Annotated in this window: 12 protein-coding genes; 4 read left to right on the forward strand and 8 right to left on the reverse strand. The window is 75.7% G+C overall.

All coding sequences use genetic code 11. The features are described from left to right. Nucleotides 1-408 precede the first annotated feature (408 nt). The 4 genes from ACFYO8_RS23150 to ACFYO8_RS23165 all read right to left on the reverse strand — a co-directional run bounded on the left by ACFYO8_RS23150 (nucleotide 409) and on the right by ACFYO8_RS23165 (nucleotide 5,334). Nucleotides 409-1,191 (reverse strand): ABC transporter permease, encoded by a 783-nt coding sequence (locus ACFYO8_RS23150; RefSeq protein WP_387257514.1) that lies wholly within the window; start codon nucleotides 1,189-1,191, stop codon nucleotides 409-411. Next, entirely contained in the window at nucleotides 1,188-2,162 is a 975-nt protein-coding gene (locus tag ACFYO8_RS23155; RefSeq protein ID WP_387257516.1) for an ATP-binding cassette domain-containing protein, read from the reverse strand. Before ACFYO8_RS23155 ends, ACFYO8_RS23150 begins: the two co-directional genes overlap by 4 nt. A 65-nt stretch (nucleotides 2,163-2,227) precedes the next feature. Further along, entirely contained in the window at nucleotides 2,228-4,498 is a 2,271-nt protein-coding gene (locus ACFYO8_RS23160) for an ATP-binding protein (RefSeq protein WP_387257539.1), read from the reverse strand. Further along, nucleotides 4,384-5,334 carry a BTAD domain-containing putative transcriptional regulator gene (locus ACFYO8_RS23165; RefSeq protein WP_387257518.1) on the reverse strand — a complete coding sequence of 317 codons (951 nt, stop codon included), beginning with the start codon at nucleotides 5,332-5,334 and terminating at the stop codon, nucleotides 4,384-4,386. Before ACFYO8_RS23165 ends, ACFYO8_RS23160 begins: the two co-directional genes overlap by 115 nt. Nucleotides 5,335-5,438: 104 nt before the next feature. On the opposite strand from ACFYO8_RS23165, the gene lnt reads away from it, so the two are divergent. Genes lnt through ACFYO8_RS23180 form a run of 3 tightly spaced genes read left to right on the forward strand, consistent with a single transcriptional unit; the run spans nucleotide 5,439 to nucleotide 8,438 of the window. After that, complete coding sequence (gene lnt, locus ACFYO8_RS23170; RefSeq protein ID WP_387189908.1) at nucleotides 5,439-7,049, forward strand: apolipoprotein N-acyltransferase; 1,611 nt, start codon at nucleotides 5,439-5,441, stop codon at nucleotides 7,047-7,049. 22 nt (nucleotides 7,050-7,071) lie between these two features. Next, nucleotides 7,072-7,863 (forward strand): polyprenol monophosphomannose synthase, encoded by a 792-nt coding sequence (locus tag ACFYO8_RS23175; RefSeq protein ID WP_355097385.1) that lies wholly within the window; start codon nucleotides 7,072-7,074, stop codon nucleotides 7,861-7,863. A gap of 53 nt (nucleotides 7,864-7,916) precedes the next feature. Beyond that, a complete protein-coding gene (locus ACFYO8_RS23180) occupies nucleotides 7,917-8,438 on the forward strand; it encodes an FxsA family protein (protein ID WP_357710841.1) in 522 nt (173 codons plus the stop codon). A 64-nt stretch (nucleotides 8,439-8,502) separates the two neighbouring features. Here the strand turns inward: ACFYO8_RS23180 and ACFYO8_RS23185 are convergent, their stop codons facing one another. Further along, nucleotides 8,503-8,844, reverse strand: coding sequence for an RNA polymerase-binding protein RbpA (locus tag ACFYO8_RS23185; protein WP_181568348.1), 342 nt, complete (start codon nucleotides 8,842-8,844; stop codon nucleotides 8,503-8,505). Between the two features lie 226 nt (nucleotides 8,845-9,070). Between ACFYO8_RS23185 and ACFYO8_RS23190 the strand changes: the two genes are divergently transcribed. Continuing rightward, entirely contained in the window at nucleotides 9,071-10,552 is a 1,482-nt protein-coding gene (locus ACFYO8_RS23190) for a peptide MFS transporter (RefSeq protein WP_387189904.1), read from the forward strand. Nucleotides 10,553-10,558: 6 nt separating this feature from the next. On the opposite strand, the gene ACFYO8_RS23195 is transcribed toward ACFYO8_RS23190, so the two are convergent. Genes ACFYO8_RS23195 through ACFYO8_RS23205 form a run of 3 tightly spaced genes read right to left on the reverse strand, consistent with a single transcriptional unit; the run spans nucleotide 10,559 to nucleotide 13,778 of the window. Then, on the reverse strand, nucleotides 10,559-11,149 hold the full coding sequence (locus tag ACFYO8_RS23195) for a pyridoxamine 5'-phosphate oxidase family protein (RefSeq protein ID WP_355097683.1): 591 nt from the start codon (nucleotides 11,147-11,149) through the stop codon (nucleotides 10,559-10,561). 58 nt (nucleotides 11,150-11,207) lie between these two features. After that, complete coding sequence (locus ACFYO8_RS23200) at nucleotides 11,208-12,413, reverse strand: hypothetical protein (RefSeq protein WP_387189901.1); 1,206 nt, start codon at nucleotides 12,411-12,413, stop codon at nucleotides 11,208-11,210. A 12-nt stretch (nucleotides 12,414-12,425) separates the two neighbouring features. Further along, nucleotides 12,426-13,778 (reverse strand): MFS transporter, encoded by a 1,353-nt coding sequence (locus tag ACFYO8_RS23205; protein WP_355097457.1) that lies wholly within the window; start codon nucleotides 13,776-13,778, stop codon nucleotides 12,426-12,428. Between the last annotated feature and the right edge of the window lie 18 nt (nucleotides 13,779-13,796).

The following is a 13,796-nucleotide window of genomic DNA, read 5'->3' on the forward strand; positions in this document are numbered from 1 at the left end:
GACGCGACACGCCGTGTCGCATCACACGACAGGCCGGGGTGGGTTGACAGCGGCGGGGGTCTGCGCCGTACCGTCTTTGAGTCCTACCACGGGAAGCGGCTGTTGTTCGCTTCGTCCCTTCGTCCGCTGGCCGAGCGACCGGAAGGTTGCGGCGGCCAGGTCCAGCGGGCGGGGGTCGGCGGGGCGGCGCGAACCGGCCGCGGTTACCGGTGTACGGGCAGGGTGAGAGGCACGGCCAGTAGACAACGGCCAGGCGGGGGCAGCCAGTCCACGTCGGGTCGGTCCGAAGGTCGGCGCCGATCGTCTTCGCCCCACCGGCCGGGAAGGGCCTGGGAGCATCGGGGCGCGGCTTCGGCCGCGCCCCGATTTCATCCCCCCGATATCCCCCGTGTCAGCGGCCCGGCCCGCTCAGCGGCCGAGTCGCCGGTAGCGGCGCACCGCCGCCGGCGCGGCCACCGCGATCAGCGCCAGCGGCCAGACGATCGCCAGTTCCAGCGCGTGCCGCGCCGGCCACGAGTCCCCACCGAGGCCCGGGTTGCCGAACAGGTCCCGGGCCGCGGCCACTGTCGCCGACAGCGGGTTCCAGGCGGCGATCGCGCCCAGCCAGTCCGGCATCAGCTCCGGCGCCACGAACACGTTGGACAGCGCGCTGAGCGGGAACGCCAGCGGGAACACCACCACCGCGACCGTGTCCGGGTTGGGCACGAGCAGCCCGAACAGAATGCCCACCCAGGTCATCGCGACGCGCAGCAGCAGGATCAGCGCCACCGCGGCCAGCGCCGGGCCGACGCCGTCGCGCCAGTGCCAGCCCACCAGCAGCCCGCACACCACCAGCGTGGTCATCTCCAGGCATGCCCGTACCAGGTCGGCGCCGGCGCGGCCGGACAGCAGCGCCGAACGGGCCATCGGCAGCGACCGGAACCGGTCCACCACGCCCCGGCCGGCGTCCACCGCGATCGCCGACGCGGTCGCGCCGAGGCCGTACAGCATCGTCATCACGAACACCCCGGGCAGCAGGAACTCCCGGTAGTTGCCGCCGCCCGGCACGGCCATGCCGCTGCCGAACACGTAGCCGAACACCAGCACGAACATGATCGGCAGGCTGAAGTAGAGGATGATCTCCTCCGGGGCGCGTACCACGTGCCGCATGTTGCGTCCGGCCATCAGCCACCCGTCGGCAAGCGCCCTCACGACGCCACCCCCACCCGCTGCGCGTCGGCGTGACCGCCGGTGAGGCGCAGGAACGCCTCGTCCAGCGTCGGGCGGCGCACCAGCACGTCCTCCACCGCCACCCCGGCGTCGTCGAGGGCCCGCAGCACGGTGGTGAGCACGGTGATCCGGTCGCTCACCGGCGCGTCCACACGCCGCAGATCGGTGTCCACCGTCGCGGTCGCGCCGGTGGCGCGTCCCACGACGGCTGCCGCCGCCGGCAGGTCCGCCGCGTCGCGGACCACCAGTTCCAGCCGGTCGGCGCCGATGCGGGCCTTCAGCCGCTCCGGGGTGCCCTCGGCCACGACCCGGCCGGCGTCGATGACGCACACCCGGTCGGCGAGGTGGTCGGCCTCCTGCAGGTACTGGGTGGTCAGCAGCACCGTGGTGCCGTCGGCGACCAGTTCCCGCACCGCCGTCCACAGACCGTTGCGGCTGCGCGGGTCCAGGCCGGTGGTCGGCTCGTCGAGGAACAGCACCCGCGGCGGCACCACCAGGCTCGCCGCCAGGTCCAGGCGGCGGCGCATCCCACCGGAGTAGCCGCCGGCCGACCGGTCGGCGGCCTCGGCCAGGCCGAACCGGTCCAGCAGATCCTCGGCGCGGCGCCGGGCCCGCCGGGCGGTCAGCCGCCGCAGCCGGCCGAACAGCACCAGGTTCTGCCGCCCGCTGAGCACCTCGTCGACCGCCGCGTACTGGCCGGTCAGGCTGATCGCGGCCCGCACCCGGTCGGGTTCGGCGGCGACGTCGTGCCCGGCCACCCGGGCCCGGCCGGCGTCGAAACGCAGCAGCGTGGTGAGGACCCGCACCGCCGTGGTCTTGCCCGCCCCGTTGGGGCCGAGCACCCCGTACACGGTGCCGGCCGGCACGGCCAGGTCGAAGCCGTCCAGGGCCGTCGTGCGGCCGTACCGTTTTCGTATTCCGTCGGCCAGCACGGCCGTCGCGTCGTCGGTCATGGCGTCAGCGTCCCCGGCGTCGCTGACCGGCCGCGTACCGCGCGCACCGGGCGGCGCCGCGCCGGTCAGCGGCCGTCGAGCAGCGCCAGGGCCCGCTGCCGGGGCAGGCCCGCGCCTTGGGCGTACGGGCTGGTGAACGCCGCCTCACCCAGGCGTTCCCGCAGCGTGGCGGCGGTCGGTGTGCCGGCCGGGGCGTCGGCCGCGCCGGTGCCCGCCAGCAGCGCCGCCGCCGCGCCGAGCAGGCGGGCCGCCGTCTCGTGGTCGCCGGCGCGCAGCAGCGGCCCGGCCAGCCCGTCCGCCGCCGCGGCCACCACCGGCACGTCCCACACCCCGGCACCGGCGGTGAGGACCTGCCGGTAGTGGCCGCGGGCGGCCGCCGGGTCGCCGGCGGCGTCGGCGAGCTGCCCGAGCATCACCAGCGCCGCCAGCCGCACCACCTCGGCGCCGAACCAGCCCGACGGGCAGTCGGCGACCGCCCGCTCGCACAGCGCCCGCGCCTGCTGCGGGTCGCCGTCGCGGCGGGCGATCTCGGCGAGACCCAGATGCGCGGCGGCGACCAGTTCCGGCGCGCCGGCCGGACCGGCGATGCGCCGCACCCGCCGGTAGTCCTCGGCCGCGCCGGGCAGGTCACCGGCGAGCAGCCGCCCGTCGGCGCGGGTACGCAGCAGTTCCGCCAGGTCGAGGGTGGAGCCGAGCTGCTCGGCCAGGTCCAGCGCCTGCGCCATCGGCGCGGCCGCCGACCCGACGTCGCCGGTGCGGTAGGCGGCCTCGGCCAGCGTGCTCAGCGTCACGATCATGCCCCAGCGGTCGTCCAGGGCCCGGAAACCGGCCAGCGCGGCGTCCAGGTCGGTGCGGGCCTGCTCGTGGCGGCCGTGCAGTATGCCGACCATCGCGGTACCCAGCAGGCCCAGCGCCCGGCTCCACGGGTCGGCGCCGACCAGCCGGTCCCGGACGGCCTGCTCGTGCAGCGCCGCCGCGTCCTGCGGTGACGGGGGACCGCTGGCCATGCCGGACAGGTAGAGCAGGAACGGATGCCGGGGCGGGCGGGCCAGGGTCCACAGGATCCGCGACGCGGTGTCCACGTCGCTGCGGTCGCCGCCGGCGAGCGTGGCGACCAGCAGGCCCAGCGCGTACTCCTCGGACAGGCCGTCGGGCGGGCCGTCGAGCCGGCCGACCAGCCGCCGGGCCAGCGCCGCGCCCTCGCCGCGCAGGCCCCGCAGCCACCAGTAGAACGCCAGCGTCGCGACCAGCCGCAACCCGGTGGCGGTGTCCGCGTGCCGCAGCGCCACGTGCAGGTCGTCGCGCGCGGCGTCCAGGCGGCGCAGCCACCGGTCCTGGCCGCCGCCGCGCAGGCCCGCGTCGCCGGCCAGCGCCAGATCCAGGAAGTACGCGGCGTGCGCGTCCCGCACCCGCCCGGTCTCGCCGTGCTCGGCCAGCCGGGCCGCCGCGAACTCGCGGATCGTCTCCAGCATCCGGTAGCGCCCGCCGGTGGCCTCCACCAGCGACTTGTCCACCAGGCCGGCGAGCACGTCCAGGACGTCACCGGCGTCCGGCGCGCACACCGCCTGCACCGCGGCCAGGTCGGCGGCGCCGGCGAACACGCTCATCCGGGCGGCCAGCCGCCGCTCCGGGGCGTCGAGCAGGTCCCAGCTCCACCCCACGACCGCCTCCAGCGTGCGGTGCCGGGGGGCCGCGGTGCGGTCGCCGCGGCGCAGCAGCCGGAACCGGTCGTCCAGACGCGCCGCGACCTGCGTCACCGGCAGGGCCCGCAGCCGCGCCGCGGCCAGCTCCAGGGCCAGCGGCAGCCCGTCGAGGGTACGGCAGATCCGCAGCACCGCCGGGGTGGTGGCGGCGTCGAGACGGAACCCGGGTGACACGTCGGCGGCCCGGTCGGTGAACAGCCGCACCGCCGGGTACGCGGCTGCGGTCTCCGGCGCGGCCGGCCCGTCCGGTGCGGGCAGCCCGCCGACCGGGCACAGCGCCTCGCCGGTGAGGCCCAGCGGCTCCCGACTGGTGGCGAGCACCCGCAGTCCGGGCGCGGCGGCGAGCAGCCGGCCGGTCAGCCGGGCCGCGTCGTCGATCACGTGTTCGCAGTTGTCCAGCACCAGCAGCAGCCGCCGGTCGGCCAGCGCCGCCACCAGCCGGGCGGTGAGGTCGGCCGGGCCGCCGGGTGTGCGCAGGCCGGCGTCGCGCAGGTCCAGCGCCGCCAGCACGGCCGGCGCTACCGCCGCCCCGGGTGCGACAGCGGCCAGCTCCACCAGGCACACCGGGCCGTCGTGGCCGGAGGCGACGGTGGTGGCCAGCCGGGTCTTGCCGGCGCCGCCCGGTCCGTGCAGGGTGACCAGCCGCGCCGAGCCGAGCAGCTCCCCGACGCGCCGCATTCCCCGTCCCGGCCGACGAAACTGGTCAGCGGGCTGGGCAGCCGGGCGGGCGGCGCGGCGTCGTCACGCAGCAGCGCCGTGTGCAACGCGACCAGCTCCGCCGACGGGTCGGTGCCCAGCTCCTCGGCCAGCACCCGGCGCGCGTCGGCGTAGACGGCGAGCGCCTCGGCGCGGCGGCCGGCGCCGTGCAGGGCCCGCATCAGCAGCCCGTGCAGCCGTTCCCGCAGCGGATGTGCCGCCACCAGGTCCCGCAGCTCGGCGATCAGCGGCGCGGCGGCCGGCGCCAGGGCCAGCTCCGCCTCGACGCGATCCTCGACCGCGGCCAGGCGGGCCTGGCGCAGCCGGGCCGCCTCCGCCGCGGCGAAGGGCGCCACGGTCACGTCCGCGAGGGGTTCGCCGCGCCACAGCCCGAGCGCGTCGCGCAGCAGCGCCGCCGCGCCGGCCGGATCACCGGCGGCCAGCGCGGCCCGCCCGGCCTCGGCCAGTGCGGTGAACCGGTGTACGTCCACCCGCTGCCTGTCGATCGCCAGCCGGTAGCCGGCCGGCCCGAACTCGATGGGCACGCCGGGCAGTGACCGGCGCAGCCGCGACACCTGCGACTGGAGCGCGTTCGCGGCCTGCTCGGGCGGCCGGTCGCCGTACACGCCGTCGGTAAGGCGCTGCGGCGTCACGGTGCGGTCGGCGTCGAGCAGCAGCAGCACCAGCAGCGCGCGTAGCCGTACGCCGGTGACCGGCAGCACGCTGCCGTCAGCGGCGTACGCCTGCGTCGCGCCGAGGACACCGAACCGCATGCGCCCGATTGTCGCCTGTCCGCGCCGCGCGCGTGGCACGCCCCACACCGCTGCGGCCGCCCGCCGGTGCGGGCGGGTAGCCTTCGGCCAGTGATCGTGGGGGGATGCCGGTGACGACACTGGACCGGGAACAGCCGCGTGCCACCGACGGGGCACCCGTTGCCGGCGGCGCGCGTCCCCTGCCGTGGACGCTGGCCGTGCCGGCCGCCGTGGCGGCGGGGGTGGCGCTGCTGCTGGCGTTCCCGCCGTACGGGTGGTGGCCGCTGGCGCCGGTCGGTGTGGCGTTGCTGGCCGCCGCCGTGCACCGACGGCGGCTGCGCGCCGGCGCCGGCCTGGGCTTCCTGACCGGGCTGGCGTTGTTCGCGCCGCTGCTGGAGTGGACCAACCTGCACACCGGCTACCTGCCGTGGGCGCTGCTGTCGCTGCTGCAGGCCGCCTATCTGGCGCTGCTGGGCGCCGCCGCGGCCTGGGTCTCGCCGCTGGCCGACCGGCAGCGGGCGGTGTGGCCGCTGCTGACCGGTGTGCTGTGGGTGGGGCAGGAGGCGCTGCGTGACCGCGCCCCGTTCGGCGGGTTCCCGTGGGGGCGGCTGGCGTTCAGCCAGGACACCTCGCCGCTGCTGAAGCTGGCCGCGCTCGGCGGCGCCCCGTTGGTCACGTTCGCCGTCGCGGTCGCCGGTGGGCTGCTGGTCACCGCCGCGTGGCGGGACTGGCGGCGCGCACCCGGGCAGTGGCGGCCGGTGGCCGGGCTCACCGCCGTCCTGGTGGCGCTGCTCTCCGTCGGCACGGCCGTGCCGACGGGGGTACGCGGCGCGGGCGACACCGTCACCGTGGCCGTCGTGCAGGGCAACGTGCCGCGTCTCGGGCTGGACTTCAACGCGCAGCGGCAGGCGGTGCTGAACAACCACGTCGACGCGACGCTGGAGCTGGCGCGGAGGGTCGCCGAGGGCGGGCAGGACCGCCCCGACGTGGTGGTGTGGCCGGAGAACTCCAGCGACATCGACCCGCTGCGCAACGCGGGCGCGGGGGAGCGGATCTCCCTGGCCGCAGACGCGATCGGCGCACCGATCCTGGTCGGTGCCGTGCTGGTCGGCCCGGGGGCGGGTGAGGTGCGCAACGCGGGGCTGCTGTGGCGGCCGGGCACCGGCCCGGACCTGGATCAGGTGTACACGAAACGACATCCGGTGCCGTTCGCCGAGTACGTGCCGTTGCGGTCCATCGCCCGCAAGGTCAGCTCCCAGGTCGACCGGGTCCGGTCCGATTTCGTAGCCGGTGACCGTCCCGGTGTCCTGGACGCCGGCCCGGCCGTCCTCGGCGACGTGATCTGTTTCGAGGTCGCCTACGACGGCATCGTCCGGGACACCGTCACCGGCGGCGCGCAACTGCTGGTGGTGCAGACGAACAACGCCACGTTCGACGTGGCCGAGGCCCGCCAGCAGTTGGCGATGGTGCGGCTGCGGGCCGTGGAGCACGGCCGGGCGGCGTTGATGGCCTCCACCGTCGGGGTGTCCGGGTTCGTTTCCCCGGACGGGCGGGTAGACGGTGCGACCGGGTTCAACACCGCCGCGGTGGTGGTGCGGCAGATGGAACTCGGCGACGGGCGCACCCCGGCGACCACGGCCGGAGTGTGGCCGGAGGTGGCGCTGACGGCGCTGGCGGTCGCGGCCCTGGCCGGCGCGGCGGTGCTGCGCCGCCGCCGGGAGGTCGCTCCCGGCTGAGCCGACGAGAGGCGGTGCGACGGTGGGCGTGGCAGCCGACAGGCGGACGGTCGGTCATCCCGGGGTGGGACGGGTCCTGGTGGTCATCCCCACCTACAACGAGGCCGACAACGTCGGGCGCATCGTCGCCCGGGTGCGCGAGGCGGCGCCGGCGGTGGACGTCCTCGTCGCCGACGACAACAGCCCCGACGGCACCGGCGCGATCGCCGACACGATCGCCGCCGGCGATCCGCGGGTGCACGTGCTGCACCGGGCCGGCAAGGAAGGGCTCGGCGCGGCCTACCTGGCCGGGTTCGCCTGGGCGCGGGCACGCGGCTACGACGCGGTGGTGGAGATGGACGCCGACGGCTCGCACGCCCCGGAGGACCTGCCGGCGCTGCTGCACGCCGCCCACGACGCCGACGTGGTGATCGGCTCCCGGTGGGCCCGCGGCGCGCGGGTGCTGAACTGGCCGTGGCGGCGGCTGCTGCTGTCCCGGGTCGGCAACCTGTACGCGCGGCTGGCGCTGGGCATGCCGGTCAGCGACGCCACCGGCGGCTACCGGGTGTACCGGTCCAGCGCGCTGGACGCAATCGACCTGGATTCGGTGCGTTCGCAGGGGTACGCCTTCCAGGTGGAGCTGTCCCGGCTGGCGCACCGCGCCGGGGTGCGGATCGTGGAGGTGCCGATCACGTTCGCCGAGCGGGAACACGGCGACAGCAAGATGAGCCCGCTGATCGTGGCGGAGGCGCTGTGGCGGGTCACCCGCTGGGGGGTGCGGGACCGCCTGGCGGCCGCGTCGTCTCGCCCGGACGCGCTCGCGCGCTGGCCTTGAGCGAGGGCGTGTCATGCTTGAGGTGCGTGATGACCCCGTGCTGATGAGGTGAGATGCGCCGAGGACTGAAGTTCGTGCCACCGGCCCTGCTGCTGCTCGCGCTGCTGGAGGTGACCGTTTTCGTGCTGGTCGGCCGCGCTGTCGGGTTCGGCGCGGCGGTGCTGCTGGTGTTCGGGGCGTCCCTGCTGGGCCTGGTGCTGCTGCGCCGTGAGGGCATGCGGGCGTGGCGCGGCTTCCGCGCGGCGGCGCAGGCCGGCCGGCCGCCGGGGCCGGAGGTGACCGACGGGCTGATCGGCCTGCTTGGTGCGTTGCTGCTGGCGCTGCCGGGCCTGGTCAGCGGCGTGGTGGGGCTGCTGTTGCTGGTGCCGCCGCTGCGCCGGCTGGCCGGTGGCGGGGTGCGCCGGGCCACCGAGCGGCGGGTGTCGTCGATGGTGGCCGGTGACCTGTTCGGGCCGCGCCGGGTGCGTGTGTACCGGGGTGCGCCGCAGCCGGCCCCTGAGCCCGCACCGGCTCCGTCGCCGTCGCCGGTCACCGACCCGGGCAAGGCCATCGAGGGCGAGATCGTCGACCGCTGAGGCGCCTGGAGACAGCGAAACGCCCCCGGGATCACCCGGGGGCGTTTCAGCGCGTTACGGACGGTCAGGCACGACCGCGGCGGGTACGGACCTCCTGGAGACGCTCGGCGAGGATGTCCTCCAGCTCGGCGATCGAGCGCCGCTCCAGCAGCATGTCCCAGTGGGTACGCGGCGGCTTGGCCTTCTTCTGCTCCGGCTCGGTGCCGTCGACCAGGCGGGCGACGCTGCCGTCGAACTTGCACTCCCAGGTCGCCGGGACCTCGGCGTCGACGGCGAACGGGACCTCGAACTGGTGGCCCTTGGCGCAGAGGTACTCGCGGGTCTGGCGTGGCGCGAGCTCCGTGTTGCGGTCGGACTCGTAGCTGACCGCTCCCAGCCGGCTACCGCGCAGCATGCGCTCGCCCATGATCGACTTCCCCTCGTTCGTGGTGCTGGTCTTCGGGTGTAACGGCCGGTGACCGCTCGCCCATTCCCCGGGCCCACGGCGGCAGGGCCGTAAACGGGTCGGGAGCGTCAAGGGTAACCGGCCATGACAGCTGCCCGGCGGGCTCGTCCCCGGCCGGGCCGAATCGGTGGGTTGGTTCGCCTGCCAGCGGGGATGTTACCCACCTGTCCGTGTGCCGGAGGTGACGATGAGCAACGACGCGCCGGTCGGAGCCCGACCACCCGCCGGGAAGACCTTCTTCGGTCATCCCCGCGCGCTGTCCACGCTCTTCCTCACCGAGATGTGGGAGCGGTTCAGCTTCTACGGCATGCGGGCGATCCTGGTGCTGTACCTGACCGCCACGGTCGCCGACGGCGGCCTGGACATCGGCGAGTCCAGCGCCAACGCCGTGTACGGCACCTACAACGCCATGGTCTACCTGATGGCGCTGCCCGGCGGCTGGGTCGCCGACCGGCTGATCGGCGCGCGCCGCAGCGTGCTGTGGGGCGGCGTGGTGATCGCCGCCGGCCACTACGTGATGGCGATCCCCACCGGGTGGAGCGTCTTCGCCGGCATGGCGCTGATCGTGCTGGGCACCGGTCTGCTCAAACCGAACATCTCCACCATGGTCGGTGACCTGTACGAGCGGGACTCGCCGCGTCGCGACGCCGGGTTCTCCATCTTCTACATGGGCATCAACCTGGGCGCGTTCATCGCCCCTCTGATCACCGGCTTCCTCGGCGAGAAGATCAACTGGCATCTGGGGTTCGGCGCCGCCGCGATCGGCATGACCTTCGGCGTCCTCCAGTACGTGCTGGGCCGCCGCAACCTGGGCGACGCGGGCGCCCGCCCGGCGGACCCGCTGCTCGGCGCGGACCGGCGGCGCGCGCTGACCCGCATCGGCGTGGCGAGCGTCGTGGTGCTGGCCGTGCTGCTGGTGCTGCTGCTGGCCGGCTGGTTCACCGTCGACGCCGTGGTCAACCTGCTCACAGTGGTCACGGTGCTGGTGACGGTCGGCTACTTCGCGCGGATCCTCACCGACCGGGAGATCAGCGGGACCGAGCGCAGCCGGATGAAGGCGTACGTGTGGCTGTTCCTGTTCGCCGCCGCGTTCTGGCTCATCTACGACCAGGCCGGATCGGTGCTGAACATCTTCGCCGCCGACCAGACCGACCGGTCGGTGGGCGGGTTCACCTTCCCGGCTTCCTGGTTGCAGTCGGTGAACCCGATCCTGATCATCATCGGCGCGCCGCTGGCCGCCGCGCTGTGGCTCAAGCTCGGGCACCGGGTGTCCACGCCCACGAAGTTCGCCGTCGGTCTGGTGCTCAACGGCCTGTCGTTCGTGCTGATGGCCGCCGCCGCGCGGGCCGCCGTCGGCGGCGACCTGGTCTCACCGCTGTGGCTTGTCGCGGTGTACGCGATCCAGGTCGCCGGTGAGCTGTCGCTGAGCCCGGTCGGCCTGTCCGCCACCACGAAACTCGCCCCGGTCAAGTACGCCAGCCAGATGCTGGGCCTGTGGTTCCTCGCCACCGCCGTCGGTGACGCCATCGGCGGTCAGGTGGCGCGGCTGGCCGAAACCTGGTCCCAGCCGGTGTACTTCCTGACCTTCGGGCTGGCCTCGGTGCTGCTGGGCGTGGCCGCGGTGATGTTCACCCGCCAGATCCGGCACCTGATGGCCGGCATCCACTGACCGCGCTCACACCGCCGGGGTCGGTGGCAGCGGCAACGGCAGTCCGGGGAGCCCGTCGATGCTGGCGGCCACGTGGTCCTTGCCGGCGAAGTACGCGCTCAGCGACGCGTCGTCCTCCCGGGCGAACCGGCGTTCGTGCAGGTCACGGTCGGCGTCGTAGGTCATGAACGGCACCGCGTAGCCGCACGTGTCGCGGATCAGCCCGGCGTGCGCCACGATGATCGCCCGCAGACCGTGCGGACCCGGGTCGATGTCCGGGAAGTGCCGCAGCAGGCCGGGCCAGCGCGGGTCGTCGCGGAACACCGGCTCGCCGCGCCCGTGCACCCGCACGATGTTCGGCGGGCCGGCGAACGCGCACCACATCAGCGTGATGCGGCCGTTCTCCCGCAGATGGGCGATGGTCTCGGCGTTGCTGCCGGCGAAGTCCAGGTATGCCACGGTGTGCTCGTCGAGCACCGCGAAGCAGCCGCGCAGCCCTTTCGGGGACAGGTTGACGGTGCCGTCACCGGACAGCGGGGCGGTGGCCACGAAGAACATCGGCTGCGTCTCGATGAAGTCCCGCAGCCGGCCGTCGATGCGCTCGTACGTCTTTCCCATGCCCCGATCCTCGCCGCCGGCCCGGCGCGGCGCTGCCCCGTTCCCAGCCCGTGGCCGCTCAGCCGGTACGCGTGCCGAGCCGCGCCAGTGCGGTCGCCAGATCGCTCACCTGGTCGGCGAGCTGCCCGGCCCGGCGCTGCGCGGCGTCCCGGTCGGCCTCGATCACGGCCGTGCGCGCGGCCAGGTCGGCCGCCCGGGCCTCGGCGGCGCTCGCGGCCCGCCGCGCCTCGGCCAGCTCCGCGGCGAGCGCGTCCCGCTCGGCGGTACGGGCGGCAGCCTGCTCCACGGCGGCGGCCATGTCGGCACGGGCGCGCTCGACGGAGGCGGCAGCCTCGGCACGGACGGCCTCGATCGCCGCGCTCGCCTCGGCGCGGGCGCGTTCCAGCGCCGCCTCGGCGTCGGCGCGTGCCACGTCGGCGCGGTCCCGTTCGGCGACGGCCTGCCGCACGGCGGCGGCCTCGGCGTCGGCGCGTTCAGTGGCGGTCCGGGCCGCGCGCTCCGCCTCGGCGGCCCGCCCCTGGGCGGCCTGCGCGTCGGCGCGGGACTGCTCGGCCCGGTCCAGGGCCTCGGTCGCGGAGCGGGTGGCCCGTTCGGCGTCGGCGCGGGCGCCGTCCCGTTCGGCGGTCAGCTCGGCCGCCCGGCGGCGTTCGGTGTCGCGTTCGGCGCGTACCGTGCGCAGTTCGTGCCGGGCGGCGTCGCGGTCGCGTTCGGCCTGCACCCGCAGCGCCTGCGCGGCGCCGGCCTCGGCGCGGGCGGCGTCGCGGGCCTCCTCGGCCGCGGCGGCCCGCTCGGCCGCCGCCGTGGCCGCCGCGTCCGCCCGGTCGGCGCGGTCGGTGGCGGTGTCGCGTTCGGCGTACGCGGCGTGGGTCTGCTGACGGTCGCGGGCCGCCGCCGCGGTGGCGTCCTCGGCCTCCCGGCGGGCCTCGTCGCGTTCGGCGTGGGCCGCCGCGACCTGCGCGGCCGTCTCCGCCCGCAGTTCGGCGAGCTGCCGTTCCACGCCGGCCGGGGACAGTTCGGCGTGCAGCGCCTCGGTGAGCGTCTCCACGATCTGGTCGAGCCGGTCCACCGCCTCCCAGGTGCGCGCCACCTGCCCGGGCAGGCCGGGGGAGTTGCGGTGGCGCATCCGCGAGTTGCGGGCGGCCCGCTGGCAGGCGCCGTCGTTGTCCCGGCAGTAGCGGAACGGGCGGCCCGCGCCGACGCGTTGCGGCACGTCACGTCCGCAGTGGGCGCAGGGTCGGGTGTCGGTGGCGGGCTCGGCGTCCATCGGGGGCGGAGTCTATCCGGCGGCGTTCGCGCGGGCCGCGCCGTCGAGGGTGTAGCGGCGTTGCAGCAGCACCGCGACCACCATCACGGCGGCGGGCAGCAGCCCGAAGCCGTAGCGCAGCGCGTCGAGCGCGGCCGGGGACTGGGTCACGCTCTGCCCGGCGGTCGAGGCCACGAAACCGCCGGCGGCCAGGCACAACGCGTACGCGTAGGGGCCCAGCGCCGCCCCGGTGGCCTCGGTGGCGGTCCACACCCCGGTGTACGTGCCGGCCCGCTCGGTGCCGCCGGCCGCGCGGATCACGTCGGGCAGCATCGAGAACGGCAGCAGTTGCATGCCGGCGAACGCCACCCCGAGCACCGCCACGGCGGCCACCAGCACCGGCAGCCCGGCCGGACGGCCGATCGCCAGCACGAGCGACCCGGCGGCGAACGCGGCCTGCCCGGCGAGCAGGGCACGTTGCTTGCCGATCCGCCGCGCCACCGCCAGCCAGCCCGGCGTGACGAGCAGCGCGGGCGCGACGAACGCGGCCACCAGCACCGTGGTGAGGCCGGGGCGGCCCAGCTCGTACTCGGCGTAGTAGGGCACACCGGCCAGCACGAGGTGGGTGGTGGTGGACATGGCCAGGTACGCGCCGACCAGCCAGCGGAACTGCCTGTCGCGCAGGCTGGCCGCCAGCGCCCGCCACCCGCCCGGGCCGTGCGGCGGGACCGTGTCGGCGGCGGTGCGGCGCAACCGGCCGATCCCGGCGACGCCGACGAGCATCGCGGCGAGCATGCCGGCCGCCAGCACCACGCCCATCCGCAGGTAGCCGTCTCGGGTGGCGTCGTCGCCGCCGGCCAGCAGCGGCGCGAGCAGCCCGGAGACCAGGATGCCGAGGGTCAGCACCACCATCCGGAACGCCATCAGCCGGGTCCGCTCGTGGTAGCCGATCCGCAGGTCCGCCGGGGTCGCCAGGTAGGGCACCTGGTACGCGGCGAACAGCAGGTTGCCGGCGACGAAGAACACCGCCACCCAGCCCGCCGCGGCGGCGCCGGTGAGGTCGCCGGGGACCGCGAACAGGGCGGCGAACGCCAGCGGCAGCGCGCACCCGGCCAGCAGCAGGCGGCGGCGGTGCCCGAGGCGGGCCTGCTCGACGTCGCAGCGGTGCCCGATCCACGGGTGCAGCAGCACGTCGGCGATCTTCGGCAGCAGTAGCGTGAGCCCGGCGAGCCACGGTGCGACCGCCAGCACGTCGGTCAGGAAGTAGAGCAGCAGCAGGCCGGGCACGGTGACCCAGACGCCCATGCCGAGCGATCCGGTGGCGAACCCGACGAGCGGGCCGCGCGGCAGGGTGACCGCGTCGGAGCGCTGATCCAGCCCGGTCATGGCGATCTCCTGTCCTCG

Source organism: Micromonospora sp. NPDC005257 (assembly GCF_042872445.1).
In the GTDB taxonomy this organism is placed as follows: Bacteria; Actinomycetota; Actinomycetes; order Mycobacteriales; family Micromonosporaceae; genus Micromonospora.